26 protein-coding genes are annotated in these 26,006 nt (G+C 63.2%); 11 read left to right on the top strand and 15 right to left on the bottom strand.

The genetic code is table 11. The features are described from left to right. Window positions 1–74 precede the first annotated feature (74 nt). Together ABOA88_RS21145 and ABOA88_RS21140 are read left to right on the top strand one after the other, a co-directional pair. Window positions 75–362, top strand: coding sequence for a DUF2782 domain-containing protein (locus ABOA88_RS21145; protein ID WP_043207720.1), 288 nt, complete (start codon window positions 75–77; stop codon window positions 360–362). 69 nt (window positions 363–431) lie between these two features. Then, window positions 432–1,382: a homoserine kinase gene (locus tag ABOA88_RS21140; RefSeq protein WP_070575758.1), complete on the top strand. Its 951-nt coding sequence runs from the start codon at window positions 432–434 to the stop codon at window positions 1,380–1,382. Window positions 1,383–1,493: 111 nt separating this feature from the next. On the opposite strand, the gene ABOA88_RS21135 is transcribed toward ABOA88_RS21140, so the two are convergent. Beyond that, the gene (locus ABOA88_RS21135; protein WP_367850537.1) at window positions 1,494–2,399 is read right to left on the bottom strand and encodes a zinc ABC transporter substrate-binding protein; all 906 of its coding nucleotides are present in this window, start codon (window positions 2,397–2,399) and stop codon (window positions 1,494–1,496) included. A 66-nt stretch (window positions 2,400–2,465) separates the two neighbouring features. On the opposite strand from ABOA88_RS21135, the gene zur reads away from it, so the two are divergent. The 4 genes from zur (at window position 2,466) to ABOA88_RS21115 (ending at window position 5,333) form a co-directional block, all read left to right on the top strand. Continuing rightward, on the top strand, window positions 2,466–2,951 hold the full coding sequence (gene zur / locus ABOA88_RS21130; RefSeq protein WP_196170233.1) for a zinc uptake transcriptional repressor Zur: 486 nt from the start codon (window positions 2,466–2,468) through the stop codon (window positions 2,949–2,951). Further along, on the top strand, window positions 2,948–3,721 hold the full coding sequence (znuC, locus tag ABOA88_RS21125; RefSeq protein WP_367850538.1) for a zinc ABC transporter ATP-binding protein ZnuC: 774 nt from the start codon (window positions 2,948–2,950) through the stop codon (window positions 3,719–3,721). Before zur ends, znuC begins: the two co-directional genes overlap by 4 nt. After that, a complete protein-coding gene (gene znuB / locus ABOA88_RS21120; RefSeq protein WP_196170235.1) occupies window positions 3,714–4,496 on the top strand; it encodes a zinc ABC transporter permease subunit ZnuB in 783 nt (260 codons plus the stop codon). The genes znuC and znuB overlap by 8 nt, the downstream gene beginning before the upstream one ends. A gap of 129 nt (window positions 4,497–4,625) precedes the next feature. Then, entirely contained in the window at window positions 4,626–5,333 is a 708-nt protein-coding gene (locus tag ABOA88_RS21115; RefSeq protein WP_367850539.1) for a PA5502 family lipoprotein, read from the top strand. 84 nt (window positions 5,334–5,417) lie between these two features. Here the strand turns inward: ABOA88_RS21115 and katE are convergent, their stop codons facing one another. After that, on the bottom strand, window positions 5,418–7,577 hold the full coding sequence (gene katE / locus ABOA88_RS21110) for a catalase HPII (RefSeq protein ID WP_367850540.1): 2,160 nt from the start codon (window positions 7,575–7,577) through the stop codon (window positions 5,418–5,420). Window positions 7,578–7,783: 206 nt separating this feature from the next. Between katE and ABOA88_RS21105 the strand changes: the two genes are divergently transcribed. The 3 genes from ABOA88_RS21105 (at window position 7,784) to ABOA88_RS21095 (ending at window position 10,297) form a co-directional block, all read left to right on the top strand. After that, complete coding sequence (locus ABOA88_RS21105) at window positions 7,784–8,791, top strand: methionine ABC transporter ATP-binding protein (protein ID WP_196170238.1); 1,008 nt, start codon at window positions 7,784–7,786, stop codon at window positions 8,789–8,791. Then, the gene (locus ABOA88_RS21100) at window positions 8,791–9,462 is read left to right on the top strand and encodes a methionine ABC transporter permease (RefSeq protein WP_367850541.1); all 672 of its coding nucleotides are present in this window, start codon (window positions 8,791–8,793) and stop codon (window positions 9,460–9,462) included. The genes ABOA88_RS21105 and ABOA88_RS21100 overlap by 1 nt, the downstream gene beginning before the upstream one ends. 64 nt (window positions 9,463–9,526) lie before the next feature. Further along, on the top strand, window positions 9,527–10,297 hold the full coding sequence (locus ABOA88_RS21095) for a MetQ/NlpA family ABC transporter substrate-binding protein (protein WP_196170239.1): 771 nt from the start codon (window positions 9,527–9,529) through the stop codon (window positions 10,295–10,297). A 120-nt stretch (window positions 10,298–10,417) separates the two neighbouring features. Here ABOA88_RS21095 and ABOA88_RS21090 read toward each other — a convergent pair whose 3' ends face one another. Genes ABOA88_RS21090 through ABOA88_RS21070 form a run of 5 tightly spaced genes read right to left on the bottom strand, consistent with a single transcriptional unit; the run spans window position 10,418 to window position 14,304 of the window. Beyond that, complete coding sequence (locus tag ABOA88_RS21090; protein ID WP_196170240.1) at window positions 10,418–11,050, bottom strand: SCO family protein; 633 nt, start codon at window positions 11,048–11,050, stop codon at window positions 10,418–10,420. Further along, window positions 11,047–11,946, bottom strand: coding sequence for a heme o synthase (gene cyoE, locus ABOA88_RS21085; protein WP_196170241.1), 900 nt, complete (start codon window positions 11,944–11,946; stop codon window positions 11,047–11,049). The genes ABOA88_RS21090 and cyoE overlap by 4 nt, the downstream gene beginning before the upstream one ends. Continuing rightward, window positions 11,931–13,004, bottom strand: a complete 1,074-nt coding sequence (locus ABOA88_RS21080) for a COX15/CtaA family protein (protein ID WP_196170242.1) — start codon at window positions 13,002–13,004, stop codon at window positions 11,931–11,933. Before ABOA88_RS21080 ends, cyoE begins: the two co-directional genes overlap by 16 nt. A gap of 9 nt (window positions 13,005–13,013) precedes the next feature. Beyond that, entirely contained in the window at window positions 13,014–13,598 is a 585-nt protein-coding gene (locus tag ABOA88_RS21075; RefSeq protein ID WP_367850542.1) for a hypothetical protein, read from the bottom strand. Beyond that, window positions 13,564–14,304, bottom strand: coding sequence for an SURF1 family protein (locus tag ABOA88_RS21070; RefSeq protein WP_367850543.1), 741 nt, complete (start codon window positions 14,302–14,304; stop codon window positions 13,564–13,566). Before ABOA88_RS21070 ends, ABOA88_RS21075 begins: the two co-directional genes overlap by 35 nt. 63 nt (window positions 14,305–14,367) lie before the next feature. Between ABOA88_RS21070 and ABOA88_RS21065 the strand changes: the two genes are divergently transcribed. Continuing rightward, a complete protein-coding gene (locus tag ABOA88_RS21065) occupies window positions 14,368–14,571 on the top strand; it encodes a twin transmembrane helix small protein (RefSeq protein WP_070091358.1) in 204 nt (67 codons plus the stop codon). A 131-nt stretch (window positions 14,572–14,702) separates the two neighbouring features. On the opposite strand, the gene ABOA88_RS21060 is transcribed toward ABOA88_RS21065, so the two are convergent. From ABOA88_RS21060 to coxB, 4 genes are read right to left on the bottom strand one after another with little or no spacing between them, the layout of a single operon-like run. Continuing rightward, a complete protein-coding gene (locus ABOA88_RS21060; protein WP_196170245.1) occupies window positions 14,703–15,590 on the bottom strand; it encodes a cytochrome c oxidase subunit 3 in 888 nt (295 codons plus the stop codon). 16 nt (window positions 15,591–15,606) lie between these two features. Further along, entirely contained in the window at window positions 15,607–16,173 is a 567-nt protein-coding gene (locus ABOA88_RS21055) for a cytochrome c oxidase assembly protein (RefSeq protein ID WP_367850544.1), read from the bottom strand. A gap of 10 nt (window positions 16,174–16,183) precedes the next feature. After that, window positions 16,184–17,773 carry a cytochrome c oxidase subunit I gene (ctaD, locus tag ABOA88_RS21050; protein ID WP_196170247.1) on the bottom strand — a complete coding sequence of 530 codons (1,590 nt, stop codon included), beginning with the start codon at window positions 17,771–17,773 and terminating at the stop codon, window positions 16,184–16,186. A 43-nt stretch (window positions 17,774–17,816) separates the two neighbouring features. After that, complete coding sequence (coxB, locus tag ABOA88_RS21045; protein WP_196170248.1) at window positions 17,817–18,944, bottom strand: cytochrome c oxidase subunit II; 1,128 nt, start codon at window positions 18,942–18,944, stop codon at window positions 17,817–17,819. 376 nt (window positions 18,945–19,320) lie between these two features. Here coxB and ABOA88_RS21040 point away from each other — a divergent pair, with 376 nt between their 5' ends. Further along, window positions 19,321–19,962: a hypothetical protein gene (locus tag ABOA88_RS21040; RefSeq protein WP_367850545.1), complete on the top strand. Its 642-nt coding sequence runs from the start codon at window positions 19,321–19,323 to the stop codon at window positions 19,960–19,962. A gap of 59 nt (window positions 19,963–20,021) precedes the next feature. Here ABOA88_RS21040 and ABOA88_RS21035 read toward each other — a convergent pair whose 3' ends face one another. The 4 genes from ABOA88_RS21035 to ABOA88_RS21020 all read right to left on the bottom strand — a co-directional run bounded on the left by ABOA88_RS21035 (window position 20,022) and on the right by ABOA88_RS21020 (window position 25,886). Next, complete coding sequence (locus ABOA88_RS21035; RefSeq protein WP_367850546.1) at window positions 20,022–21,557, bottom strand: SulP family inorganic anion transporter; 1,536 nt, start codon at window positions 21,555–21,557, stop codon at window positions 20,022–20,024. Between the two features lie 186 nt (window positions 21,558–21,743). Next, a complete protein-coding gene (locus tag ABOA88_RS21030) occupies window positions 21,744–22,463 on the bottom strand; it encodes a carbonic anhydrase (RefSeq protein ID WP_196170251.1) in 720 nt (239 codons plus the stop codon). A gap of 283 nt (window positions 22,464–22,746) precedes the next feature. Further along, on the bottom strand, window positions 22,747–23,805 hold the full coding sequence (locus ABOA88_RS21025) for a PA0069 family radical SAM protein (protein ID WP_196170252.1): 1,059 nt from the start codon (window positions 23,803–23,805) through the stop codon (window positions 22,747–22,749). Between the two features lie 80 nt (window positions 23,806–23,885). Continuing rightward, the gene (locus ABOA88_RS21020; protein ID WP_367850547.1) at window positions 23,886–25,886 is read right to left on the bottom strand and encodes a M3 family metallopeptidase; all 2,001 of its coding nucleotides are present in this window, start codon (window positions 25,884–25,886) and stop codon (window positions 23,886–23,888) included. Window positions 25,887–26,006 lie beyond the last annotated feature (120 nt).

Here is a 26,006-nt window from a genome sequence, read left to right as displayed (position 1 = left end):
AGGAGAATCAACCTTTTCGGCAGGTCCGGCGCTAGAATAGCGGGAACAATTGACGACAAAGGGACAAGGTTATCATGCGTACACTCAATCGCCTGTTACTGCTCGGTCTGTTGGCCACCATGCCAGTCGTCACCCTGGCGGCGGAAGACGCCCCATCGGCAGATCCCGATGTAACCATTCGCACGGAAGGCGACAAAACCATCCAGGAGTACCGGCAGAACGGTTTCCTGTATGCGATCAAGGTGACGCCCAAGCACGGCAAGCCTTATTTCCTGGTACGCGCCGATGGCTCCGAAGGTAACTTCATTCGATCCGACCAGCCGGACATGCTGATTCCGTCCTGGAAGATCTTCGAGTGGTAATCTGAGGCGTATCGTTCACATCAACCAGGCACTTCCGGGTGGAAGTGCCCGCATGGGCTTCTTTTCATCATGTCAGTCTTCACCCCCGTGACCCGGCCTGAGCTGGAAACCTTTCTGGCGCCGTATGAGCTGGGCCGCCTGCTCGACTTCCAGGGCATCGCCGCCGGCACCGAGAACAGCAATTTCTTCGTCAGCCTGGAGCAGGGGGAATTCGTCCTGACGCTGATCGAGCGCGGGCCAGCCGAGGACATGCCGTTCTTCATCGAACTGCTCGATGTGCTGCACGATGCCGACATGCCAGTGCCCTACGCCCTGCGTGACCGCGACGGCAATGCCCTACGCGAACTGTGCGGCAAGCCTGCGCTGCTGCAGCCACGGCTGTCAGGCAAGCACATCAAGGCGCCGAACAACCAGCACTGTGCCCAGGTGGGCGAGTTGCTGGCGCATATCCACCTGGCCACCCGCGAGCACATCATCGAGCGCCGCACCGACCGCGGCCTGATCTGGATGCTTGAGGCTGGGGCCGAGCTGATGCCAGGCCTGGATACCGGCCAGGGCCAGATGCTGCAGGCCGCGCTGAACGAGATCGACGCGCACAAAGCGCAGATCCTGGCCTTGCCACGAGCCAACCTGCACGCCGACCTGTTCCGCGACAACGTGATGTTCGAAGGCACGCACCTGACCGGCGTAATCGACTTCTACAACGCTTGCTCGGGGCCGATGCTCTATGACATCGCCATCACCGTGAACGACTGGTGCCTGGATGAAGCCGGCGGCATCGATGTGCCACGCGCCCAAGCGCTGCTGGCCGCCTATGCGGCACTGCGCCCATTCACCGCTGCCGAAGCCGAGCTGTGGCCGGTCATGCTGCGCGTGGCGTGCGTGCGGTTCTGGCTGTCGCGCCTGATCGCGGCCCAGGCGTTTGCCGGGATGGATGTGATGATCCACGACCCGAGTGAGTTCGAGGTGCGCCTGGCGCAACGTCAGCAGGTGGCTTTGAGCCTGCCGTTCGCCCTCTGAACCTCGTCTGCTTCTTCGCGGGTGAACCCGCTCCCACAGCGACAGCGCCAGTCTTGAAACGCGCGCTGTCCCTGTGGGAGCGGGTTTACCCGCGAAAAGGCCTCCATCGATTCACAGCTGTTCCAGGCATCCCGTCAGCTCATTGCCCAGCTTCTCCAGCAACCGCTCATACCCTTTGGCGTCCACAGGGTCGTTCCCACCCAAGGCATCGAGCTCGGCCAGACGCACCGGCAGACCGGCCGTCAGTGTTTCGGCCAGGCGCGGGCGCAGTGGCGGCTCGCTGAACACACAGGTCTTGCCCACTTCCTGCAGGCGTTTGCGCATGGCGGCGACATGCTGCGCGCCCGGCTGTACCTCGGCGGCGACATTGAACACGCCGGTGTGTTTAAGGCCATACGCCGCCTCGAAGTAATCGAAGGCCTCGTGGAACACGAAGTACGGCTTGCCTTCGATCCCCGCTACCCGCGCCTTGATGCGCAGGTCCAAGGCATCCAGACGTTCGACGAACGCCTTGAGGTTGCCCTGGTAACGGGCAGCGTTCGCCGGGTCGGTGGCGGCCAAGTCGCTGGCCATCTTCGCCGCGATCACCCGCGCGTTGGCCGACGACAGCCACAGGTGCGCATCCAGGCTGCCAGGACGATGGTCATGATCGTGATCGTCGCCGTCATCCTCATGGGCATGGCTGTCCTCGCCAAAATGGCGTAGGTGCATACCTTCGAGCGACTGCACCGCAACGCTAGGCTTGGTACGGCCGTTGATCACCCGGGGTAGGAAACTCTCCATGTCCGGGCCGATCCAGTACAACAGGTCGGCATTGGCCACGCGCCGCACGTCGGAAGGACGCAGTGCATAGCTGTGCGGCGAAGCGCCCGGCGGCAGCAGCACGTCCGGAGTGCCAACGCCGTCCTGGACGGCCGCGGCAATCTGCTGCAAGGGTTTGATACTGGTCAACACGCGCACCTCGGCCTGGGCCGAGAAGGCGATGAAAGCGACAAAAAGGGCAAGCAATCGGGACACGGTGAGTACTCGGCGGGCCAGAAAGAGGTAACATAATAACGTCTCTGTCCGGAACCGTCGCCGCCCATGTCCATCACGCCGCTGGCCAACCGTCCTCACGATCACTCCCACTGCGTGCACAGTGCACTGGCCGAGGCCGACGCCCTGTGTACACGCCAGGGCCTACGCCTGACCGCTTTGCGCCGCCGGGTGCTGGAGCTGGTCTGGCAGAGCCACAAGCCGCTGGGCGCCTACGACATCCTGGCCGTGCTGAGCGAGCAGGATGGCCGCCGCGCTGCGCCGCCGACCGTGTACCGCGCCTTGGATTTCCTCCTGGAGAACGGCCTGGTCCACCGTATCGCCTCACTCAACGCCTTCATCGGTTGCAGCCACCCCGAACACGTGCACCAGGGCCAGTTCCTGATCTGCCGCACCTGCCATGTGGCCATCGAGCTCGAACAGCAGAGCATCAGCGAAGCCATCATCACCAGCGCCAAGGGCGTAGGCTTCTCCGTCGAAACACAGACCGTCGAAGTGGTCGGCCTGTGCGGCAGCTGCCGGGGGCAGGCATGAGCGACGCGCTGATCCGCCTCGAACAGGTCGGCGTCACCTTCGCCGGCGAGTCGGTGCTCGACAGCATCGACCTGTCGGTGGCCCCCCGCCAGATCGTCACCCTGATCGGCCCCAACGGCGCCGGCAAGACCACGCTGGTGCGCGCCGTGCTCGGCCTGCTCAAGCCGCACCGCGGCACGGTATGGCGCAAGCCTCGGCTGCGTATCGGCTACATGCCGCAAAAGATCCAGGTCGATCCCACCCTGCCACTGTCGGTACTGCGCTTCCTGCGCCTGGTACCAGGGGTGGACCGCGCCGCGGCACTGTCGGCCTTGCAGGAAGTCGGCGCCGAACAGGTGATCGACAGCCCGATCCAGACCATCTCCGGCGGCGAGATGCAGCGTGTGCTGCTGGCCCGTGCATTGCTGCGCGAGCCGGAACTGCTGGTGCTCGATGAGCCCGTGCAGGGCGTGGACGTGGCCGGCCAGGCCGAGCTGTACAGCCTGATCACCCGCCTGCGCGACCGCCACGGCTGCGGCGTGCTGATGGTCTCCCACGACCTGCACCTGGTGATGAGCACCACCGACCAGGTGGTGTGCCTGAACCGTCACGTGTGCTGTTCCGGGCATCCGGAGCAGGTCAGCGGCGATCCGGCGTTCGTCGAACTGTTCGGCCAGAACGCCCCGAGCCTGGCCATCTACCATCACCATCATGATCACCGCCATGACCTGCACGGCTCAGTGATCGCCCCTGGCGCCCACGTTCATGGAGAGCACTGCAAGCATGGCTGATTTTCTTCTCTACGCCCTGCTCGCAGGCTTGTCCCTGGCCCTGGTGGCCGGCCCCCTGGGATCGTTCGTCGTCTGGCGGCGCATGGCCTATTTCGGCGATACCCTGTCCCACGCAGCATTGCTCGGGGTCGCCCTGGGCCTGGCGCTGGATGTCAGCCCCGCCCTGGCGGTGACCGTCGGCTGCCTGCTGCTGGCGATCCTGCTGGTCACCCTGCAACAACGCCAGCCGCTGGCCTCCGACACCCTGCTTGGCATCCTGGCACCGAGTACATTGTCGCTGGGACTGGTGGCACTGAGTTTCATGCACGACGTGCGCATCGACCTGATGGCCTACCTGTTCGGCGATCTGCTGGCCATCAGCCCCACCGATTTGGCCTGGATCCTGGGCGGCAGCGTCGTGGTCCTGCTGTTGCTCGCGGCCCTGTGGCGTCCGCTGTTGGCCGTGACCGTACATGAGGAACTGGCGATGGTCGAAGGCTTGCCGGTGGTGGGCCTGCGCCTGGCCTTGATGCTGTTGATTGCCGTGGTCATCGCCGTGGCCATGAAGATCGTCGGCGTACTGCTGATCACCTCGCTGCTGATCATTCCCGCCGCTGCGGCACAGCGCCACGCCCGCTCGCCGGAGCAGATGGCCCTGGGCGCCAGCCTGCTGGGCGTGGTCGCGGTCTGTGGCGGGCTGGCCATGTCATGGTTCAAGGACACCCCGGCCGGCCCGTCGATCGTGGTCTGCGCCGCGGTGCTATTCTTGCTGAGCCTGGCGTTGCCCAAGCGCTGAAAATTGCAGGAGGCGTGCAGGCGCATCCTGCAACCTTCTGTCAGGTAAAGGGTCTGTAAGACTTATTTTCGAGCGTGCACACCAGGGTGTAGACTTGCTCGCTTTTTGCGCAAATAGAGAGTCGCAGGAATGAAGCCGTTCGCCTCCCGTTTTCTGCTTGTTGCCGTTTTTTCCCTGTTCCTGGCGGCCTGCTCCAGCACTCCGCCGGAACAGGCGAGCGCGCCTGCCCAGGCCGATGCCTGGCAAGCGCTGCAACAAAGCATCGCCAGCAATGAGCTGGCCACCGCCGAAGACCAGTTGGCCGCGTTGCAGGCGCAATCGCCGGACGATGCACGCCTTGAGCAGTACCAACGCCAACTGGCCGAAGCCTACCTGCAGCGCAGCCAGATCGTCTTGCAGAAGGGCGACGTCAACGCTGCCGCCACCGCGTTGGCCCGTGCTCGCGCGCTGATGCCCCAGGCCCCGGCGGTCACGGGGGGCGATGCCGTGGCCCAGGCGCGCAAGGCCGAACTTGAAAAGGCCGAGGCTGCGCTCAAGGCCGCCGAGGCCAAGCCCAAGGCCCGCGTCCTCGACCCCAGCGCACCGAGCACCGTGGTGGCGCTCAAGACTACCGACATCCGCGCCATGCGCCGCCAGCTCGATGACATCGCCGCCGATGTAGTGAACTACCAGTGCGATGTGGTGTTCCAGGTGCCACGCACCGACGATGCGCCCTGGCTCAAGACCTTGCTCGAGAAGCGCGTGCACAAGCTCGACAACGGTTTCGAGCTGAACCAGCGCCATGAAATCCAGCGCTCGCTGCCCGCGCAAGTGGTGCTGGTCCCGCGTCAGCCCTGAGCATTGCGGGGCGCTCTGCGCCCCCTATCGCAGGCTTGGCCAGTTCCCACTGATTGGCAGGAACTGGCGAAACATAGCCTGGACCTACGCCGGAATTGCCTCAGCCATCGCCTCCCGCGCCCACACCCGGTGTTGTTCCAACGCCTTCACGAAGGCATCCACCGCCTGCTGATCATCCCCCAGCAGCAAGCCTGCATCCTCATTCAAGCCCAAGGCATTAAGCAACGCCTTGCCCTCGCTGGCCACTCCCATGGGCTTGAGATGCTTGTAGGCCTCAAGCAGGTAATGCTTGGCCAAACCACTTTTCCCCAGCGCCTCCAGGGCCGCCTTGCCGGCCGGCACCCACAATCCATCGATCATCACCGATGGCATCCCCTCCATCGAAGCATCCACCGCCAACGCCTTGCCCTCGGCAGTCGTCACCGGCGCCGACGTCGGCCCCAGAACAAGCACGCGCGCGCTTTGGGCCTCGAAGGCCTTCACCAGCCGATCGACACTGGCGCCTTCCACCCCATCGGCCACCAACAGGGCAATCTTGCGTCCCTTGATGCCCACGCTGCCGGGATGGTTCATCTGGCTCAGCGCCGGTGACTGCGCAGGCGTCGACCCCTTGACCTGCACCGTTGCGGCCTTGGGCACCGGCAAGCCAAGGTTGGCCGCCACGGCTGCGGCGAGGCTCAGGTCGATGTTGGCCAATATCTCGTACACCTCCCGCACCCGGATTGCCTCCCGCTCGACCTTGCCCAGCTCGAAGCTGTAGGCCTTGATGATGTGCTGCTGTTCGGTCGGGCTCATGCTTTGGAAGAACAACCGCGCCTGGGAGAAGTGGTCGCTGAAAGAGTCGCTACGCTGACGGATCTTGTGCCCGTCGATGCGCTCCTGATAACTCTCGAAGCCTCCGCCATGGGGTGCCGGCGGCGTTTCCTTGGGCCAACCGCCATCAATGGAATTGGGTTCGTAGGAGGCACGCCCCTTGTCGATGGTCATGCGGTGCATGGCATCACGCTGACTGCTGTGGTTGGGCACGATCGGCCGGTTGATCGGAATTTCATGGAAGTTCGGCCCGCCCAGGCGGCTGAGCTGGGTATCGGTATAGGAGAACAGACGCCCCTGCAGCAACGGGTCGTTGGTGAAGTCGATTCCCGGCACGATATGCCCGGGACAGAAGGCGATCTGCTCGACTTCAGCGAAGAAGTTGTCCGGGTTGCGGTTGAGCACCATCTTGCCCAGCGGCGTCACGGGCACCAGTTCCTCGGGAATGATCTTGGTCGGGTCGAGCAGATCGAAGTCGAAGTTGTGCTCGTCAGCCTCCGGGACAATCTGCACGCCCAGCTCCCACTCGGGATAATCACCGGTCTCGATCGCCTCCCACAGGTCACGGCGATGGAAGTCCGGGTCCTTGCCGCCAAGCTTCTGCGCCTCGTCCCAGAGCACCGAGTGCACACCCTGGCGCGGCTTCCAGTGGAACTTCACGAATGTGGCCTCGCCCTGGGCATTGATCAGGCGGAAGGTGTGCACGCCAAAGCCTTCCATCATGCGCAGGCTGCGCGGAATGGCCCGATCGGACATCGCCCACATGACCATGTGTGCCGATTCCGGCACCAGCGAGACGAAATCCCAGAAGGTATCGTGGGCCGATGCTCCGGTGGGGACTTCGTTGTGCGGTTCGGGCTTCACCGCATGGACGAAGTCCGGGAACTTGATCGCATCCTGGATGAAGAACACCGGCATGTTGTTGCCCACCAGGTCGAAGTTGCCCTCGTCGGTGTAGAACTTCACGGCAAAGCCGCGCACGTCGCGCACGGTGTCGCCCGAGCCGCGCGGGCCCTGCACGGTGGAAAACCGTACGAACACAGGCGTGATTTTCTGCGGATCCTGCAGGAAGCCTGCCTTGGTCAACGGCTCGTGGCAGCCATAGCTCTGAAAGTAGCCATGGGCACCGGTGCCACGGGCATGGACGATGCGCTCGGGGATCCGCTCATGATCGAAGTGGGTGATTTTCTCACGCATGATGAAGTCTTCGAGCAGCGAAGGCCCACGCACACCAGCCTTGAGAGTGTTCTGGTTGTCGGCAATCTTCACCCCCTGGTTGGTGCGCAGGGCCTGGCCGGTGGCATCGCTGCGTACGCTCTCCAGGCTCTGCACCTTGGCGTTGGTGTTGGCCCGGTCAGGCGTGTGGGTTCCGGCCAGCTGGCTGTCCCTGGGCGAATCCGGAGTCTTTGGCATGTCGGCTCTCCTCGTCATGGCTTTCAGGCGCCCCGTTCGGGCTCGTTCCTGTAGTGACTGGAGGCGCCCCGTGAGCGTTCAATCGGATTACCGGTTGTCGCGTTATGCCCAGCGGATTGGTTGATGACGAAATAAATGCTAAGAACAACTATGGGAAAAGGCTAAAATGCGCGACCCCGGCTAACCGCTGACCCAAATTCCATGCGCCCCACAAGGTTCGCTCAGTGATCGAGTTTCAACATGTCCACAAGACCTACCGCGTCGCCGGTAGGGATATCCCCGCCCTGAACCCGACCAGCCTGACTATTGAAAATGGCCAGGTGTTCGGCCTGATCGGGCATTCCGGCGCCGGCAAGAGCACCTTGCTGCGCCTGATCAACCGCCTGGAGGCCCCAAGCGGCGGCAAGATCATCGTCGACGGTGAAGATGTCACCGCCTTCGACGCCAACCAGCTGCGCCGCTTCCGCCAGCAGGTCGGGATGATCTTCCAGCACTTCAACTTGCTGGCTTCCAAGACCGTCGCCGACAACGTCGCCCTGCCATTGACCCTGGCCGGCGAGCTGTCGCGTAGCGAGATCGACAAGCGTGTGACCGAACTGCTGGCTCGCGTCGGGCTGTCGGACCACGCCAAGAAGTACCCAGCCCAGCTTTCCGGTGGCCAGAAGCAGCGCGTGGGTATTGCCCGTGCTTTGTCCACCAGCCCCAAGATCCTGCTGTGCGACGAGGCCACCAGCGCCCTGGATCCGCAAACCACGGCCCAGGTCCTGCAGCTACTGGCCGAGATCAACCGTGAGCTGAAGCTGACCATCGTGCTGATCACCCACGAAATGGACGTGATCCGCCGGGTCTGCGACCGCGTGGCAGTGATGGATGCCGGGCAGATCGTCGAGCAGGGCGCGGTGGCCGATGTGTTCCTGCATCCGCAGCACCCGACCACCAAGCGTTTCGTCCAGGAAGACGAGCAGGTGGATGAAAGCGAGCAGCGCGATGACTTCGCCCACGTGCCAGGGCGTATCGTGCGCCTGACCTTCCAGGGCGATGCCACCTACGCACCGCTTCTGGGCACCGTGGCCCGGGAGACTGGCGTGGACTACAGCATCCTGGCCGGACGTATCGACCGCATCAAGGACGTCCCCTATGGACAGCTCACGCTCGCCGTCACCGGCGGCGACATGGAAGCGGCGTTCGCCCGCTTCAAGGCAGCTGATGTTCATATGGAGGTACTGCGTTGATGGACGCCCTTAATTTCTTCGCCAACGTCGACTGGACCGAAATCTGGCTGGCCAGTATCGACACCATGATCATGTTGTTTGGCTCGCTGTTCTTCACCGTGCTGCTGGGCCTACCTCTGGGCGTGCTGCTGTTCCTCTGCGGCCCGCGGCAGATGTTCGAACAAAAAGGCGTGTATGCGCTGCTGTCGCTGGTGGTCAACGTGCTGCGCTCGCTGCCGTTCATCATCCTGCTGATCGTCATGATCCCGATCACCGTGCTGATCACCGGCACTTCGCTGGGGGTCGCCGGTGCGATCCCACCGCTGGTGGTGGGTGCGACGCCGTTCTTCGCACGCTTGGTGGAAACCGCCCTGCGTGAAGTAGACCGCGGCATTATCGAGGCCACCCAGTCGATGGGCGCCACCACCCGCCAGATCATCACCAACGCCCTGCTGCCCGAAGCCCGGCCAGGCATCTTCGCCGCCATCACCGTCACTGCCATCACCCTGGTGTCCTATACCGCCATGGCCGGCGTGGTCGGTGCCGGCGGCCTGGGCGACCTGGCCATCCGCTTCGGCTACCAGCGCTTCCAGACCGACGTGATGGTGGTCACCGTGATCCTGCTGCTGATCCTGGTTCAAGTTCTGCAAAGTGTCGGCGACAAACTGGTCGTGCATTTTTCCCGTAAGTAACCCCAATGGGGTCGGCCTGGCCGACCCGTTCGGGGGCCGTCGCGGCCCTCACAAGGAGTGATCAATGAAGAAGCTGCTTGCTGTCGTCGCCGCTGTCGCGGCCTTCTCGGCCAACGCCGAGTCCCTCACCGTCGCGGCCACCCCGGTTCCGCACGCCGAGATCCTCAACTTCGTGAAGCCGCAACTGGCCAAGGAAGGGGTGGAGCTGAAGGTGAAGGAATTCACCGACTACATCCAGCCGAACGTGCAAGTGGCCGAAAAGCGCCTGGACGCCAACTTCTTCCAGCACCAGCCGTACCTGGATGAGTTCAACAAGGCCAAGGGCACCAACCTGGTCAGCGTCGCCGGCGTACACCTGGAGCCGCTGGGCGCTTACTCGAGCAAGATCAAGAAGCTCGACGAACTGCCGTCCGGCGCCACCGTGGTCATTCCCAACGATGCCACCAACGGCGGCCGCGCCCTGCTGCTGCTGGACAAGGCCGGTGTGATCAAGCTCAAGGACAACAAGAACATCCTTTCGACCGTCAAGGACATCACCGGTAACGACAAGGGCCTGAAGTTCCGCGAGCTGGAGGCGGCCACCATCCCACGCGTGCTGACCCAGGTCGACCTGGCGCTGATCAACACCAACTACGCGCTCGAAGCCAAGCTCAACCCTGAGAAGGACGCCCTGGTCATCGAAGGCAGCGATTCGCCCTACGTGAACATCCTGGTTGCTCGCCCGGACAACAAGGACGCCGACGCCATCAAGAAACTGGCTGCCGCCCTGCACTCGCCGGAGGTGAAGCAGTTCATCACCGAGAAGTACAAAGGTGCGGTGATTCCTGCGTTCTAAGCCGTCTGATCGCGCTCAACGTTTCGCGGGTAAACCCGCTCCCACAGAGACGCCACAGGCCAAAGCGCCGCGGCGAACCTGTAGGAGCGGGTTTACCCGCGAAGCTTTTCAGCCGCGAGGTCAATCCCGTTTGACCAACCCCGGCAGCTGCGCCACCAGCTTCTGGTTGTTCAACGGCGCACGGATGAAGCCGCGTTGGCGCCCGTCCGGCCCGACCACCGCCAGGTTGCCGCTGTGATCGACCGTGTACCCCGGCTTGCTGGTATCGGCCGGAATGAACGGAATGCTCAGGCCATTGGCCAACGCCTGGGTGTCCTCGATCGACCCCGTCAGGCCGACGAAGTCCTTGTCGAAATAGCCCAGGTACTGCTTGAGCTGGTTCGGCGTGTCCCGGTTCGGGTCCACACTCACCAACACCACCTGCAAATGCTCGAGTGCCTCCTTGGGCAGCTCGCTCTTGACCTGGCGCAACTGGGCCAGGGTAGTGGGGCAGATGTCGGGGCAGTAGGTGTAGCCGAAGAACAGCAGTGACCACTTGCCCTTGAGCTGATCCAGCGCCACGGGCCGGCCGTCCTGGTCGGTCATGGTCACCTCCGGCACGGTGCGGCTCTGGGGCAGCAGAATGATGCCGGCATCGATCAGCTCGGCCGGGTTCGCCTCGCTGCGACCATTGAGCACCTTGTTGACGGTCAGGCCGAGGATCAAGGCGACGACGGCGACGAGGATGAAGACGGTTTTCTGGGTTCGGGTCATAGGTTCGGCAACAGGTAGTGGTCCAAAAGCAGTGCGATGAACAGCAGGAACAAGTACCCGATAGAGTACTTGAAGGTCCTGATCGCAGCGTGCGGCCTGGTGCCACGGTACAACACCCAGGCCCAGTGGAGAAAGCGCAGGCCCAGGGCCAGGGCACAGACCAGATAGAGCGGGCCGCTCATGTGGATGACGTATGGCAGCAGGCTCACCGCCAGCAGCACCAGGGTGTAGAGCAGGATGTGCAGCTTGGTGTAGCGCTCGCCATGGGTCACCGGCAGCATGGGGATGTCTGCCTTGGCGTACTCCTGCTTGCGGTGGATCGCCAGGGCCCAGAAGTGCGGCGGGGTCCAGGCGAAGATGATCAGCACCAGCAGCAACGGCTCGGCGCTCATATGCCCACTGACCGCCACCCAGCCTAGCAACGGCGGCGTTGCACCCGCCAGACCACCGATGACGATGTTCTGCGGCGTGGCACGCTTGAGAAACCCGGTGTAGACCACCGCATAGCCCAGCAACGAGGCGAGGGTAAGCCAGGCGGTGAGGGCGTTGGTGAAGACCAGCAGCACGGCCATACCCGCCAGCGACAAGGCCAGTGCGAAGCCCAGCGCCGGCAAGGGTGCAACCCGGCCTTCAGCCAGCGGTCGTTTATGGGTGCGGGCCATCAGCGCATCGATGCGCCGGTCCACCACATGGTTGACCACCGCCGCGCCCCCGGCGCAGAGGGCTATACCCAGGTTGCCGAACAACAGGATGTGCCAGGGCACCCCGGCACGGGTGGCCAGGAACATCCCCGCCAGCGAGGTGATCAGCATCAGGACCACCACCTTGGGCTTGGTCAGCTCCAGGTAGTCGCGCCACCCGGCTCGCGCCGGGCGCTCACTCAGAAGCGTCGCCACGCGTCAGCCCTCGTGTGCACGGTCCGACCCGCACTGGTGACCGGTGTGAGGCGCCAGCCATGGCCCACACGGACCTTGTCCACTACGCGAATCCGGTAGTTCACCAGCACCATGCTCAGCAGCAACAGGGCACCGCCCGCGTTATGCGCCACGGCCACCCCCAAAGGCAGATGGAACAGTACGTTGCTGATACCCAGGCTGACCTGCACGCCCAACACCAGCAGCACCAGCCGGGCCAGCCCGGTGAGCCCGTTGCGGTGCAGCTTCCAGCTCAACATCAGCAATACCGCGACGACCATCAGCGCGCCGAGCCGGTGACTGATGTGGATGGCGGTGCGGGCATCACTGTCCAGTTGTCCACCGAGGTAGTTGGGCCCCACGTGCTGGGTCAGGTGAAAGCCGTTGCTGAAGTCCGCCGCCGGCCACCATTGACCGTGGCAGGTGGGCAGATCGATGCAGGCCACCGCGGCATAGTTGGCACTGACCCAGCCTCCCAAGGCGATCTGTCCGATCACCATCAGCAGCGCCAGCGCCGCCACCCGGCGCAGGCTCAAAGGCAGCTTGGGCAACGGCGCAAAGGCGCGGGATAGACGCAGGGATAGCAGGAACAACAGGCTGAGCGTGGTGAAGCCGCCCAGCAAATGGGCAGTGACCACCTGCGGCCACAGCTTGAGCGTGACCGTCCACATGCCGAACGCCGCCTGGGCGAGCACCACCCCTAGCAACAGCACCGGCAAGCGGTACGGCTGGCCGTCCCGGGCATGACGGCGCACCGCCTGGAAGGCCAACAGCGCGATCACCGTCGCCAGTGTGCCGGCGAAGTAGCGGTGGACCATCTCGGCCCAGCCCTTGGCCTCCTCTACCGGATGGTCCGGGAAACGCAGCTCGGCGTGTGCCAGTTGGGCTTCGGTCTTGGGTACGCCGATGAAGCCGTAGCAGCCGGGCCAGTCGGGACAGCCCAGGCCAGCGTGGGTCAGGCGGGTATAGGCACCGAGCAGCACGACCAGCAGCGCCAGCACGGTGGCAAACACAGCAAGGCGGTATCCGGGTCTGGCCATGGCGGCCTCCTAGCCGATGTTGGACAGCTTGAGCAGATGGCGCAGGTCGTCGAGCACCTGTTTGCCGTTGACCTTGGCGTCGTAGCGCAGCACCAGGTTGCCGTGGGGATCGACAATCCAAAGCTGAGGACCGGGCACATCGACCTTCTGGCCATAGCGCTGGGTATCCAGCGGGTAACGTTGTAACTGCGGGTACTCACGTTCGAGGGTGCCCTGGTAATCGCCAGGCAGTGGCTGGGCGGTGGCCAGGGCATGGCTGGCACGGCTTGCATCGCGGCCCAGGCCAATCTGGATCTGCCGCGCCAGGTACACCAGCGCCTGGCAATCCTTGGCGCAGGCTGCCGGGGCGCTGACCAGCAATTGCCAGCGCGCTTCCTGGGCATCGATGCCGATATCCGCGCGGCTTTGACCGTTGCCGATCATCTCGCCGTGGTAGCTACGCCCCTCAGGCACCCAGAACTGCAGCTTGTACATGCTGGTGGCCAGGATCATCGGCCCCAACACCACCAACAGGATCAGGATCAGCTGCAAACGCCCGCGGCTTCTGGGTTTGCCACGTTCAGGCATGTCCAGCGGACTCGTTACGCCGCCCATGAGGGTTCTCCTTTTTGTCATGCCAGCCGAAGTAGAGGTAGAGCAGCACCAGCGCCGTGGCCAGGGCGAACCACTGCACGGCGTAGCCCAGGTGTTTTTCCGGACCCATGGCGACCACCGGCCAGTCCAGCCGGTAGCTGGCCGGGCCGGGCTCCAGACGCAGTTCATGGGCAAAGCCTTCACGGCCGAGCTGTTGCCACAGGTGGGCAGGGTCGACGGCGGTCAGCAGATGCGGCCACTGGCCGCCGACCGGGTCTGGGTGTAGCTGGAAGGTGGCGCCCGGCGCGACATAGACCGAGGCCTCGAGCGCCAAGGCCTGCGCAGGCGTCTCGAAACGGACCGGCTCGCGACGATCCGGCCAGGGCAACCAGCCCCGGTTGACCAGCAGCCACAGGCCGCTGGCCTGGTCATGAAACGGTTGCAACACCTCCACACCCGCCCGGCCGTCGCGAATGCTGTTGTCCAGCAGCAGGCTGTGTTCACCATCGAAGCGGCCATACAGGTGCACGCGACGGTAGGCCGGGTCGGCCACCTGCGGCAGTTGGCCGCCGGCCAGGGGCGCCTCGATCCTGCGTTCGGCGAAGCTTGCCAGCAGCGCACGTTTTTCATCGGCACGGCCCAGTTGCCAGCAGCCGAGCGCAATCAGGCCCGGCAGCAGCGCGAGCACCACAAGGGAGGGTACCAGGCCCGGGCGAAACGGCTTCACCGTGGCCTCGCCAGGTCGATCGCTATACTGAGACTCATCACCGCATCCCCCCGGAGTTTCGCCATGCTCAAGGCCGCGATTGTCCTGATGCTGTTGGCCACCATCGCCAGCCTGTTCAGCGGGCTGGTGTTTCTGGTCAAGGACGACGAACACTCGACCCGCTTGCTCAAAGCGCTGACCGTGCGGGTCACCCTGGCTTCCTTGACCATCGCCCTGGTGGCCTGGGGCCTGATCAGCGGCCAACTGGTGTCCCACGCCCCCTTCTAGGTTTTCACCTGACCCTGTGGGAGCGGGTTCACCCGCAAATACGTCGGTGCACTTACTGCCGCATTCGCGGATAAACCCGCTCCCACCTGGTCCGTCGATGCTCTCTCTAAAGACAGTTGCCCTCACACAGGTCAGAGCACGTACACGAAGATGAACAACCCCACCCACACCACATCGACGAAGTGCCAGTACCAGCTCGCCGCCTCGAAACCAAAGTGCTTGTCCGGATCGAAATGCCCACGCAGCACACGGCAGAACATCACGATCAGGATCAGCGTGCCCAAGGTCACGTGGGCACCGTGGAAGCCGGTGAGCATGAAGAAGGTCGCGCCATAGATCCCCGACCCCAGCGTCAGGCCCAGCTTGGTATAGGCCTCGTGGTACTCGTAGGCCTGCAACGCCAGGAACGACAAGCCCAGCAGGATGGTCAGCCCCAGCCACAGCTTGAGCGGCCCACGATGATTCTTGCGCAGGGCATGGTGGGCGATGGTGACGGTCACGCTGGAGCTCACCAGCAAGATGGTATTGATCAGCGGCAGGTGCCACGGATCGATGATTTCCTTCGGCGGCGGAAACAGCTTCGGATCCGGCGTATGCAACAGCGGCCAGGCGAACTCGAACGTTGGCCAGAGCATATGGGCGATGCCCTTGTGCCCCTCGCCGCCGAGCCAGGGGCCGGCCAGTACCCGCACGTAGAACAGCGCGCCGAAGAACGCCAGGAAGAACATCACCTCCGAGAAGATGAACCAGCTCATGCCCCAGCGGAACGAGCGGTCCATCTGCGCGCTATAGAGCCCGGCGTGGCTTTCCTTGACCACCGCACCGAACCAGCCGAACAGCATGTAGGCCAGAAACAGCGCGCCGACGAAGAAAATCAGCGGCCCATGGGACCCGGGGTGCCCGGCCTTGAGGTCGTTGAACCAGGTCCCCAGGCCGAACACCGTGATGAACATCCCGATGGTCGCGATGATCGGCCACTTGCTCTGCGCCGGGACGTAGTAGTGCTCATGACTTGCCATTGCTGTTCTCCTTCCCTTAGCGGGCGCCCTGGACGTCCTGGGCCGCGACATGAGCGACCGGTGGGTGGCGAGCGGTGATGTCGAACAAGGTGTAGGCCAGTGTCAGGTGCTTCACATTGGCCGGCAGTTCGCGGTCGACGATGAACCGCACCGGCATCTCGATGCGCTCACCGGGTTGCAGCACCTGCTGGGTGAAGCAGAAGCACTCGGTCTTGTGGAAATACGCCGCGGCCTCGGCCGGGGTGATGCTGGGTATGGCTTGGGCACTCATGGGCCGGTCGGTGGGGTTGCGAGCGATGAAGATCATCTGGTTGACCGCACCCGGGTTGACCTCCAACTGGTCGGCGGTGGAATAGAAGTCCCAGACCATGTCGCTGGCGTTGGTGGACATGAACTGCACCCGCACCGTGCGAGACGGGTCACTCACCTGACTGCCCTCGTATTGCCCGCCGGTCTTGCCATTGATGCCGAAGGCCTTGCACATCACGTCGTAAATCGGCACCAAGGCAAAACCAAAGGCGAACATCAGCACCGCCAGCATCAAGAGGCGCGTGACCAGGCGTCTGAGCGAAAGGCCGTTCATGCCTGGCGCCTCACTTCACATCCGGTGGTGTCTGGAACGTGTGGTAAGGCGCCGGCGAAGGCACCGTCCACTCCAGGCCATCGGCGCCATCCCAAGGCTTGGCCGGTGCCGGCGCGCCGCCGCGGATGCACTTGATGACGATGAACAGGAACAGGATCTGCGTGGCACCGAAGGTGAAGGCCCCGATCGACGACACCATGTTGAAGTCGGCGAACTGCAGGTTGTAGTCCGGAATCCGCCGAGGCATGCCGGCCAGCCCCACGAAGTGCATCGGGAAGAAGGCCATGTTCATGCCCACGAACGAAAGCCAGAAGTGCAGCTTGGCTAGGGTTTCGTCGTACATGTGCCCGGTCCATTTCGGCAGCCAGTAGTAGGCCGAGGCGAAGATGCCGAAGATCGCCCCCGGCACCAGCACGTAGTGGAAGTGGGCCACGACGAAGTAGGTGTCGTGGTACTGGAAGTCCGCCGGGGCGATGGCCAGCATCAGCCCGGAGAACCCACCGATGGTGAATAGGATGACGAACGCGATGGCGAACAGCATCGGCGCCTCGAAGGTCAGTGCGCCCTGCCACATGGTGCTGACCCAGTTGAACACCTTCACCCCAGTGGGCACGGCGATGAGCATGGTGGCGTACATGAAGAACAGCTCGCCAACCACCGGAATCCCGACCACGAACATGTGGTGGGCCCAGACGATGAACGACAGGAAGGCGATCGCGCCGGTGGCATAGACCATCGAGGTGTAGCCGAACAGCGGCTTGCGCGAGAAGGCCGGAATGATCGAGCTGACCGCACCGAAGGCCGGCAGGATCATGATGTACACCTCCGGGTGCCCGAAGAACCAGAACACGTGCTGGAACAACACCGGGTCGCCACCGCCGGCAGCGCTGAAGAAGCTGGTGCCGAAGTGGATGTCCATCAGCATCATGGTTACCACACCTGCCAGCACCGGCATCACCGCAATCAGCAGGAACGCGGTGATCAGCCAGGTCCAGACGAACAGCGGCATCTTCATGAGCGTCATGCCCGGGGCACGCAAGTTGAGGATGGTGGCGATCACGTTGATCGCGCCCATGATCGAGCTGATCCCCATCAGGTGGATGGCGAAGATGAAGAAGGTCACGCTGGCCGGCGCGTAGGTGGTGGACAGCGGCGCGTAGAAAGTCCAGCCGAAGTTGGGACCACCGCCTGGGCTGAACAGGGTCGAGACCAGCAGCAGGAAGGCCGCCGGCAACAGCCAGAAGCTGAAGTTGTTCATCCGCGGCAGGGCCATGTCCGGCGCGCCGATCATCAGCGGGATCATCCAGTTGGCCAGGCCGACAAAGGCCGGCATCACCGCGCCGAACACCATGATCAGCCCGTGCATGGTGGTCATCTGGTTGAAGAACGCCGGCTCCACGATCTGCAGCCCAGGCTGGAACAGCTCGGCACGGATCACCATGGCAAAGGAGCCGCCGAGCAGGAACATGGTGAAGGCGAACCACAGGTACATCGTGCCGATGTCCTTGTGGTTGGTGGTCAGTACCCAGCGCATCAGGCCCTTGGCCGGGCCGTGGGCGTGGTCATGGCCGTGGGCGTGGTCGTCGATCACTGCACTCATGTCCTGTCTCCTGCAATCCATTGATTGCCGCGAGTTACCCGGTTCATTGCGCGTCTGCCTGCTTGAGCGCCAGCACGTCTTTCGGCGTGACCATGTCACCTTTGTTGTTGCCCCAGGCGTTGCGCTCGTAGGTCACCACGGCGGCGATGTCGACTTCCGAAAGCTGCTTGCCGAACGCAGCCATGGCGGTACCGGGACGGCCGTGGAACACCACGCTCAGGTGTTCTTCCTTAGGCCCTGTGGCGACCTTCGAGCCCTTGAGCGCCGGGAACATCGGCGGCAGGCCCTGGCCCTCGGCCTGGTGACAGGACACGCAGGTGGTGTGGTAGACCTTGTCGCCGCGCTCGACCAACTCCTCGAGCGTCCACTCCTTGCTGGTCAGCTCCTTGAGCTTGGCGGCCTCGGCTTTGCGTTCACCCAGCCAGGCGTCGTAGTCGGCCTTGGACTTGACCTCGACCACCACCGGCATGAAGCCATGGTCCTTGCCACACAGCTCGGTGCACTGACCGCGGTAGATGCCGGGTTTCTCGATGCGGGTCCAGGCCTCGTTGACGAAGCCCGGAATGGCGTCACGCTTGACCGCGAACGCCGGCACCCACCAGGAGTGGATCACATCGGCGGCAGTCACCAGGAACCGCACCTTGGCACCGACCGGCAACACCAGCGGCTGGTCGACTTCCAGCAGGTAATGCTCATCCTTGGGTGCCTGGTTGTGGATCTGGTCGGTGGGCGTGGCCAAGTTGCTGAAGAACTCCACGTCCTGGCCCAGGTACTTGTAGTGCCATTTCCACTGGTAGCCGGTGACCTGGATGTCGAGGTCCGACTCGCTGGCGTCATAGATGTCGATCAGGGTCTTGGTGGCCGGGATGGCCATGGCCACGAGAATCAGGAAGGGGACGACGGTCCAGAGGATCTCGACCCAGGTGTGCTCGTGGAAGTGCGCAGGCTCCTGGCCGGTGGAGCGGCGGTGGATGACCATCGACCAGAACATCGCGCCGAACACCACGATGCCGATGACCACGCAGATCCAGAAAATGGTCATGTGCAGGTCGAACACGGCGTTGGAGACTTCCGTCGCCCCCGGTGCCATGTTCACGGTCCAGGCGGCGTGCGCCTGGCCAAACACCAACCACAGCAGGAGGCCCATCCAGACATGTGGATGTCGCATCATTGCGGGTTCCCCTTATCGTTCTTGTTGTCCCGGAGGCGTGGACGACCGTACGGCTAAGGAGGGGATGGCGGCCAAGACTGCCTGGCTTCGACGACCGAGCCCCTGCAAATGGCAGTCGGGCCTCATCAACGAATCACGTTCAACCCGAGTATAGACAGCGACCAATGGCACGCAACGAAGGCCATGAAAACAACTTCGACGATCGACGTAATCGCTTGAAAGCCTTGCAGTTACTGGGACGGAGCAAAATGATGGCACATTGATATAACTACTCGGACAGACGTGTCTCGGGGTTATAACAAATGCGTCTTAGGCATTCTGGTAAGCAAGCTAACTTAGTGTCTTCCGTTTGTAACGCCTTGTCCCTGGAGTTGTCATGAACATCGCTGCTGTCCGCGAGCAGATCACCCACGCCCACCAACACGAGGGCCAGACCGGCCAACTGAAACAGCGCCTCGAACAACAACTGCCGCATCTGCATCCATCGATCCAACTGCCCGAGCAGGATGCCCAGGGTACTCTGGCGCGTTTCGTCAGCGCCTACATCGACCAGGTTCCGGAACTGCTGGAGGCCGCCCATGAGGTGGCCCGTGAAGCCGGGATAGAGTCGCAGATCAAGCCGGTGCTGAAAATCGCCGAAGCCTACTTCCTGCAACCGCCCAGCGTCATGCAAGGCCATGTCGGCCTGGATTGCCTGCTGGACGAAGCCTACCTGGCCCATCGCCTGGTCGAAGAGGTCAATGACCTGTACATCCGCCACTTCCAGCAGCCGCTGATTCCGGTGGACACCACCGTGGCCAACCTGATCGCCCATCAATTGATCGGCGAAACCTTCGCCAATCAGCTGGATGAAGTAGTGCACCACTCGGTGGACTCAATGCTCGATGACGAGAGTTTTGCCGTGGAGTCGGTGGAGACCTACCGGGAAAAACTCTGCAGCCCCGAAACCGGTGCAGCCTGGAAACGCTGGCCCTGCCTGTCCCGTCAGCTGGGCGTGGAGCTCGGCCAGCCGGTCTGATCCACCTGACGCATTGGCGGGTTTACCCGCGAACGGGCCGCAAAGCGGCCCCTTTTGTGTCAGGCCCCAATACCCGCCGTCGTGCGCAGGCGCCCCTCGATACGCCGCTTGAGCCTGCGCTGCTCGATCACCAAGCGAGATCCCTTGGCCGCGTTGCTGCGCCCCCAGTCTTCGAGCAGCTCGAGGCAGGAGTGATCGATATAGCTCAGGTTGCCCAACGGCACGTGGAGCGTGGTCCCTTGCGGCACGGTCTCCAGCACCTGGGTCAGCGCAGGCACTTTGAGAAACGTCGCCGCGCCGCTCAGGCGCAGTTCCATGTGCCCGGGTTGCGCCAGGGTGACCAGGCCGATCTTCAGCCGCGCCGCCTTGAGCGCCAGCTTGAGCAGGGTCAGGGCAAAGCCCAGCAGCACGCCGGTCAGCAAGTCGGTGAAGATGATCGCCAGCGCCGTCGTGGCATAGGTGAACATTGGCATGCGCCCGTACCGGCCAAGACCGCGAAACGCCTTGAAATCCACCAGCTTGATCCCCGTATACACCAGCACACCCGCCAGGCTGGCCACAGGGATCTGCTGCAGCACACTACTGAGCGCCACCACGAACGCAAGTAACCACAGCCCGTGGAAAATCGCCGACCAACGGGTCTGCGCACCGGCCTGGACATTGGCCGAGCTACGCACGATGACCCCGGTCATCGGCAGCACCCCGAGCACGCCGCACAGCATGTTGCCCAGCCCCTGCGCCGACAGTTCCCGATCGAAGTCCGAACGCTGGCCGCTGTGCATACGGTCCACCGCAGCAGCGGACAACAGTGTTTCGGCACTGGCGATGAAGGCCAGGGCGAAGGCCGCGACCAGCAGGGCAGGGTCGGCCAACTTGAGCAGATCGTCCGGGCGCAGCCAGTCGATGGCTTCGGACAAATCCGCCGGCACCTGCACCCGGTTCACCGGCAGGGCCAGCCACAGGCTGACAGCAGTCATTACCGCAACGCCCAGCAGTGCACCAGGCACAAAGCGCAGGCGCTGCGGTCGCCAGCGTTCCCAGGCCCACATCAAGGCAATGGTGCCAAGGCCTAGCGCACCGGACTGCCAGCCATTGCCCGCACGTTCCAGGGGCAGCGCCGAGGCCAGTGTTGCCGGGAAGCCCAGCAGGTTTTCCACACCCGAGGGCTGTGGCGCGCTGTCGAACATCACGTGCACCTGGGACAGCACGATCAGCACGCCGATACCCGCGAGCATCCCATACACCACCGCAGGCGCCGTGACCCGGAACCAACAGCCCAGACGCAGGCGTCCTGCCACCAGTTGCAACAGCCCCGCCAGCAACAGGATAGGTCCCAGCATGGCCATGCCATGCTGGCGCACCAGCTCGAACACCAGCACCGCCAAGCCTGCCGCCGGACCACTGACCTGCAAGGGCGAGCCGGCCAAAAAGCCCACCACGATGCCGCCGATGATGCCCGTGATCAGACCCTTGGCAGGCGGCATGCCAGAGGCGATCGCGATGCCCATGCACAGGGGCAGCGCCACTAGGAAGACCACCACCGAAGCCAACAACTCTCGCGGCAATGCCGCTTTGATCTGTGTCTTGTTCACCATGAAGCTCCTTTCTCAAGTTTGGCGGCCACTCCAAGGCCGCAGGCACGGGGAACCCTGACTCGCGCGCAGGCGCGGGCCGCCAGCAAGCCGGCAGGGCAGTCAGGGAAATTCAAGGCAGCCGACAGCCAGGCCACACCCCGCAGGGGTGCGACCGGCCATCAAGAACAACGCAGGTGTTCGGGTCGCTTAGTAGCGGCCTCTCGGTGTAGCGCAGGGGATTGGCTCACCGGCAGTGAGCGGCAGGAAGCTGTCGGAGGCGGCGTCGTAGGCCTCGATCCGGCTGGTCTCGATGTCGTAGACCCAGCCATGGATGAACAGCTGCCCGGCTGCCAGGCGCGAGGCGACCGAAGGATGGGTGCGCAGATGGTGCAACTGGGCGATGACGTTTTCCTTGGTCAGCACCTGCATGCTTTCGTGCTCGCTGCCGCAGGAGCAGTTGTCCTCGACCACGGTACGGGCCACTTCGGCATGGCGCAGCCAGGCCTTGACCGTGGGCATCTTCTCCAGCGAGTTGGGGTTGAGCACCGCGCGCATGGCGCCGCAGTCGGAGTGACCGCAGACGATGATGTGGTGCACGCCCAGGGCCATCACGGCGTACTCGATGGCGGTGGAAACACCACCGTTCATCTGACCATAAGGCGGAACGACGTTGCCGACGTTACGGGTCACGAACAGATCGCCCGGCGAGCTCTGGGTAATCAGCTCCGGAACGATGCGTGAGTCGGCACAAGTGATGAACATCGCGCGTGGCTTCTGCGCGGTGGCGAGCTTCTTGAACAGCTCTTGCTGCTCGGGGAAGACGTCATGGTGAAAACGCAGGAAGCCGTCGACGATATGCTTCAGGGCAGCATCGGCGCTTTCGGCAGGTGCGGCCGGGACGACCTTGTTTGGGTCCTTGACGGGCATGATTCATCCTCTTGGCGGTTGTAGGTAAGGTCCATTTTACCGGGGAAAGATTCTGGCTATGCAGGGCGTTAGATGACACGCACAGGCGATAAATCACAATCTCTTGTCGACTTACGCTACGGGAGAAAACTTAACTGAAACTGAATTCGAAGGCTCTAGAACGGGCGTTCCAGCTTCATGAGGCGGGACGTCGATAGTAGCAAAAAAATATCAATCGCCACTACTCCCGAATAAAAATCTCAGCTTGCATGAGCCAGGCTGAGGATGGCCATGGGACCGCACCTCAAAACAACGCCATCTGCCCACCCGGAGGACAAAAGGCCGTGCAATCGAGCGCCTGCGCCTCGCGCCCCTCGAACCCCAGCCGCTTTGCCGCCTTGCGAAACCGCTGCGCCAGTAATTCAGCGAACACCCCCTCGCCACGCATGCGCGTCCCGAACCGGCTGTCGTACAGCTCGCCCCCGCGGCTCTGGCGAATCAGGCTCAATACGTGGGCGGCACGTTGCGGGTAGTGATCCTGCAGCCACTGCTCGAACAACGGCGCCACCTCCAACGGCAGGCGCAGCATCATGTAGGCCGCGCTCTGGGCGCCGGCTCCCTTTGCCGCCTCCAGCAGGTGCTCCAGTTCGCTGTCGTTGACCATGGGAATCATCGGCGAGCACAGCACGCCCACCGGCACCCCGGCCTCGCGCAGTACACGGATCGCCCGCAGACGGGCCTTGGGCGCCGCCGCCCTCGGCTCGAGGATGCGCTTGAGTGTGTCGTCGAGCGTGGTAAGGCTGATCATCACCCGCGCCAGGCGCTGGCTGGCCAGCTCAGCCAGCAGATCAAGGTCACGCAGCACCAATGCCCCCTTGGTGACGATGGTCACCGGATGGCGATAGCGCAGCAGCACCTGCAGCAGGCGCCGGGTCAATTGCTGCTCCCGTTCGATGGGTTGATAGGGGTCAGTATTGGAACCCAGATTGATGGGAGCACAGACGTAGCCTGGCTTGCTCAGCTGTTGCTCGAGCACTTCGGCGGCGTTGGTCTTGGCGATCAGCTTGGTCTCGAAATCCAGGCCAGGGGAGAGGTCCCAGTAGGCATGGCTGGGGCGGGCGTAGCAGTAGATGCAGCCGTGCTCGCAACCCCGGTAGGGGTTGATCGAGCGGTCAAAGGGCAGATCGGGCGAGGTGTTGCGGGTGATGATGGTCTTGGCGGTCTCGATGCGGATTTCGGTGCCTTGGGTCGCCGGCACGTCCTGATACCAGCCATCGTCTTCCACAGTCGAATGGCTGGGAGAAAAGCGATTGAGCGGGTTGTGGGTCGTGCCTCGACCTTTTTGCGGCGCTGGGGAGAACATCGCAGACTCCATTTACTGTATTTATGTACAGTACATCTGGATGATTCCCCGTTCCAGCACCTTACGTCAGCCAGCGCGCCTCATTCGAGGCCGTACCAGTCCAACAGTGCCTCGATCTGCATAGGTCGTCCCAGAAACTCCTCGCATCCTTCAGGTATCGGCTTGGCATTGGCCCAGTTGGCGAATGCCGCCCGGAAGCGCTTGCCCGCCCTGTTGTCGAACACCCCCCATTTTTCGAAGTGGGTGAATACGTCGATGGCATGTGCTTCGCCCCAGACGTAGCTGTAATAACCCGCCTCGTAACCGGACACCAGATAGTCGAACGCGTGCGCCGGCTTCTCGAAGCTCGCCAGAGGCCAGCAGCCGCAGCGTTCGCGGCATTCAGACAGGCGCTGCTGTATGGACTTGCCGTCGCCGGGCGAGCTGTGCAGCTCCAGATCGAACAGCGCCATACTCACGTCGAAGGCACACTTCTCCAACTGCACCTCGCGCAGGTTGGCCAGGGCCGCCTGAGCCTGCGCCAGCGTGAGCGGCTCACCGGTCAGGTAATGGCTGGAGATGTCCGCCAGGTACTGCGCGTTCCACAGCCAACGCTCAAGAAACTTGCCGAAGAACTCCTGACTATCCGAGCCTGCCCGGTTTGGATCGGACAGCAAATGGTTGGTGGCAGGCATCAGCAGGATGTGCAGCCCGTGGCCGAACTCGTGGAACAGTTTGCGCAGGGCCAGATGATCGAGCAGGGCTGGCTCGCCCCCCAAGCCTGGCTCGCCGTCGCTGACCACCATTACCGAAGCGCCATGCGTCCGGCCCTGTTCGTCCCGACGCCGATGGCGCACGGCAATAGTATGAGCTCCGTCTTGCTTGCCTGGGTACATCAGGACATCCAGATACAGCATGCCGATTTCCACGCCTTCCTGGTGCACGGTGAAGCTGCGCACGCTGGGATGCCACGCCGAGACAGAGCAGGGCGCAAGCGTCAGGTCGAAGACCCGCTCAGCCAGATCGACCAAGGCGTGCACCACCTTGTCCAGCGTGAAGTAGCCGCGCAGGGCTTCATTGCTCATGGCCTGCTTGCGAGCTTGCAGGTACCGGACGTCCCATGGTTGCACTGCATCCAGATCATGCTGCACAGCCAGGCCCTGAAGCTCGGTGCGAGCTTTGACCATGGCGGGCCGCAGCTTTTGCGCCAGCGTCTGGAGCAACTGATGAACAGGCTCGACGCTGCCTGCGGCCTTGCCCTGCAAGATCAGCTGCGCGTAGCTGGTGTTTCCGATCAGTTGCCCTTTCTGCTCCCGCAGAAGCGCCAGTTGTTGCAGCCGGGTGCCATTGTCTTGCTGCTCATCCGAATGAACACCCCGGGAGTGGTAGGCCTTATAGACAGCCTCGCGCAGACGCCGATCATCGGCGAATTCGAGAATGGCATTGGCGTTGCGTTCATTGCAGAGAATCTGCCAGCCCTCCAGGCCGGCATCCTTGGCTTGCCGGGCCATCAGGTCGCGCAAGCGCTGGGGCACGCCCTCCAGGCGCGCCTCGTCTTCGATCTGAAGGCTCGATCGTTCACTCGTTTCATCGAGCGTCTGATAGAAGCCACCGATCTGTTCGTTGATGTCATCTTCCAGTTGCCCCAACGTGGCGTTTTGCTGCGCATCCAGATGCACACCGGCCAAGCGGTACTCCAGAAGGATCCTGCGCAGCGTGGCCTTTTCATAGACATCCAGGCTGGACTGATCCGTGGCCAGGCGTTCATAAAGGGCGTGCAGCGGCTTGTTTCTGCGGTTATCCATGAACAGGCGCTGCGCTCGACGATACCCTTCGCCAAACGCCGCATGCCAGGCCTCACCCTTGCTGGCCAGGGGCAAGGTGGCAAAGACGATCGCCTGCAGATCGGCTATGACGTTGTCCATCGCCAGTACCACCCCATACCAGCTGGGCTGTTTATGCTGACTGTCCAGCACTTGCGACAGGCCGGTTTCATAGGCATCGGCCACTGTGTCGAGGGCCGACTTTACGTGCTCGAGCGTCACGCTGTCGTAATCGATGGGTGAGCGATTGTCGTTCAGTAGGGGATTGCGGGCTTGCATGGGAGATTCCTGCTCGGTTGATGATCAACGCGAGCATGGAGCGCAAGACCCTGCGCAGGTGGCTGCATAACTACCACCTGGCTGTGCAGGCACGCGCCCCCAGGCCTTGGCCCGGGGGCG

Origin of the sequence: Pseudomonas sp. PKS (genome assembly GCF_051913525.1) — a bacterium.
Taxonomy (GTDB): domain Bacteria; phylum Pseudomonadota; class Gammaproteobacteria; order Pseudomonadales; family Pseudomonadaceae; genus Aquipseudomonas; species Aquipseudomonas guariconensis_D.
This window is presented reverse-complemented; position numbering and strand designations above follow the sequence as displayed.

Bases quoted from the DNA above. Each gene is read 5' to 3' on its own strand.
- ABOA88_RS21115 (WP_367850539.1), top strand. From the start codon at position 4,626: ATGAAGCCGTTCGCCTCCCGTTTTCTGCTTGTTGCCGTTTTTTCCCTG.
- ABOA88_RS21065 (WP_070091358.1), top strand. From the start codon at position 14,368: ATGCTCAAGGCCGCGATTGTCCTGATGCTGTTGGCCACCATCGCCAGC.
- ABOA88_RS21075 (WP_367850542.1), bottom strand. From the start codon at position 13,598: ATGGGCGGCGTAACGAGTCCGCTGGACATGCCTGAACGTGGCAAACCC.
- znuB (WP_196170235.1), top strand. From the start codon at position 3,714: ATGGCTGATTTTCTTCTCTACGCCCTGCTCGCAGGCTTGTCCCTGGCC.
- ABOA88_RS21145 (WP_043207720.1), top strand. From the start codon at position 75: ATGCGTACACTCAATCGCCTGTTACTGCTCGGTCTGTTGGCCACCATG.
- ABOA88_RS21025 (WP_196170252.1), bottom strand. From the start codon at position 23,805: ATGTTCTCCCCAGCGCCGCAAAAAGGTCGAGGCACGACCCACAACCCG.
- ABOA88_RS21100 (WP_367850541.1), top strand. From the start codon at position 8,791: ATGGACGCCCTTAATTTCTTCGCCAACGTCGACTGGACCGAAATCTGG.
- ABOA88_RS21060 (WP_196170245.1), bottom strand. From the start codon at position 15,590: ATGGCAAGTCATGAGCACTACTACGTCCCGGCGCAGAGCAAGTGGCCG.
- zur (WP_196170233.1), top strand. From the start codon at position 2,466: ATGTCCATCACGCCGCTGGCCAACCGTCCTCACGATCACTCCCACTGC.
- ABOA88_RS21095 (WP_196170239.1), top strand. From the start codon at position 9,527: ATGAAGAAGCTGCTTGCTGTCGTCGCCGCTGTCGCGGCCTTCTCGGCC.
- znuC (WP_367850538.1), top strand. From the start codon at position 2,948: ATGAGCGACGCGCTGATCCGCCTCGAACAGGTCGGCGTCACCTTCGCC.
- coxB (WP_196170248.1), bottom strand. From the start codon at position 18,944: ATGATGCGACATCCACATGTCTGGATGGGCCTCCTGCTGTGGTTGGTG.
- ABOA88_RS21080 (WP_196170242.1), bottom strand. From the start codon at position 13,004: ATGGCCAGACCCGGATACCGCCTTGCTGTGTTTGCCACCGTGCTGGCG.
- ABOA88_RS21140 (WP_070575758.1), top strand. From the start codon at position 432: ATGTCAGTCTTCACCCCCGTGACCCGGCCTGAGCTGGAAACCTTTCTG.
- katE (WP_367850540.1), bottom strand. From the start codon at position 7,577: ATGACGAGGAGAGCCGACATGCCAAAGACTCCGGATTCGCCCAGGGAC.
- ctaD (WP_196170247.1), bottom strand. From the start codon at position 17,773: ATGAGTGCAGTGATCGACGACCACGCCCACGGCCATGACCACGCCCAC.
- ABOA88_RS21055 (WP_367850544.1), bottom strand. From the start codon at position 16,173: ATGAACGGCCTTTCGCTCAGACGCCTGGTCACGCGCCTCTTGATGCTG.
- ABOA88_RS21090 (WP_196170240.1), bottom strand. From the start codon at position 11,050: ATGACCCGAACCCAGAAAACCGTCTTCATCCTCGTCGCCGTCGTCGCC.
- ABOA88_RS21040 (WP_367850545.1), top strand. From the start codon at position 19,321: ATGAACATCGCTGCTGTCCGCGAGCAGATCACCCACGCCCACCAACAC.
- ABOA88_RS21035 (WP_367850546.1), bottom strand. From the start codon at position 21,557: ATGGTGAACAAGACACAGATCAAAGCGGCATTGCCGCGAGAGTTGTTG.
- ABOA88_RS21020 (WP_367850547.1), bottom strand. From the start codon at position 25,886: ATGCAAGCCCGCAATCCCCTACTGAACGACAATCGCTCACCCATCGAT.
- ABOA88_RS21030 (WP_196170251.1), bottom strand. From the start codon at position 22,463: ATGCCCGTCAAGGACCCAAACAAGGTCGTCCCGGCCGCACCTGCCGAA.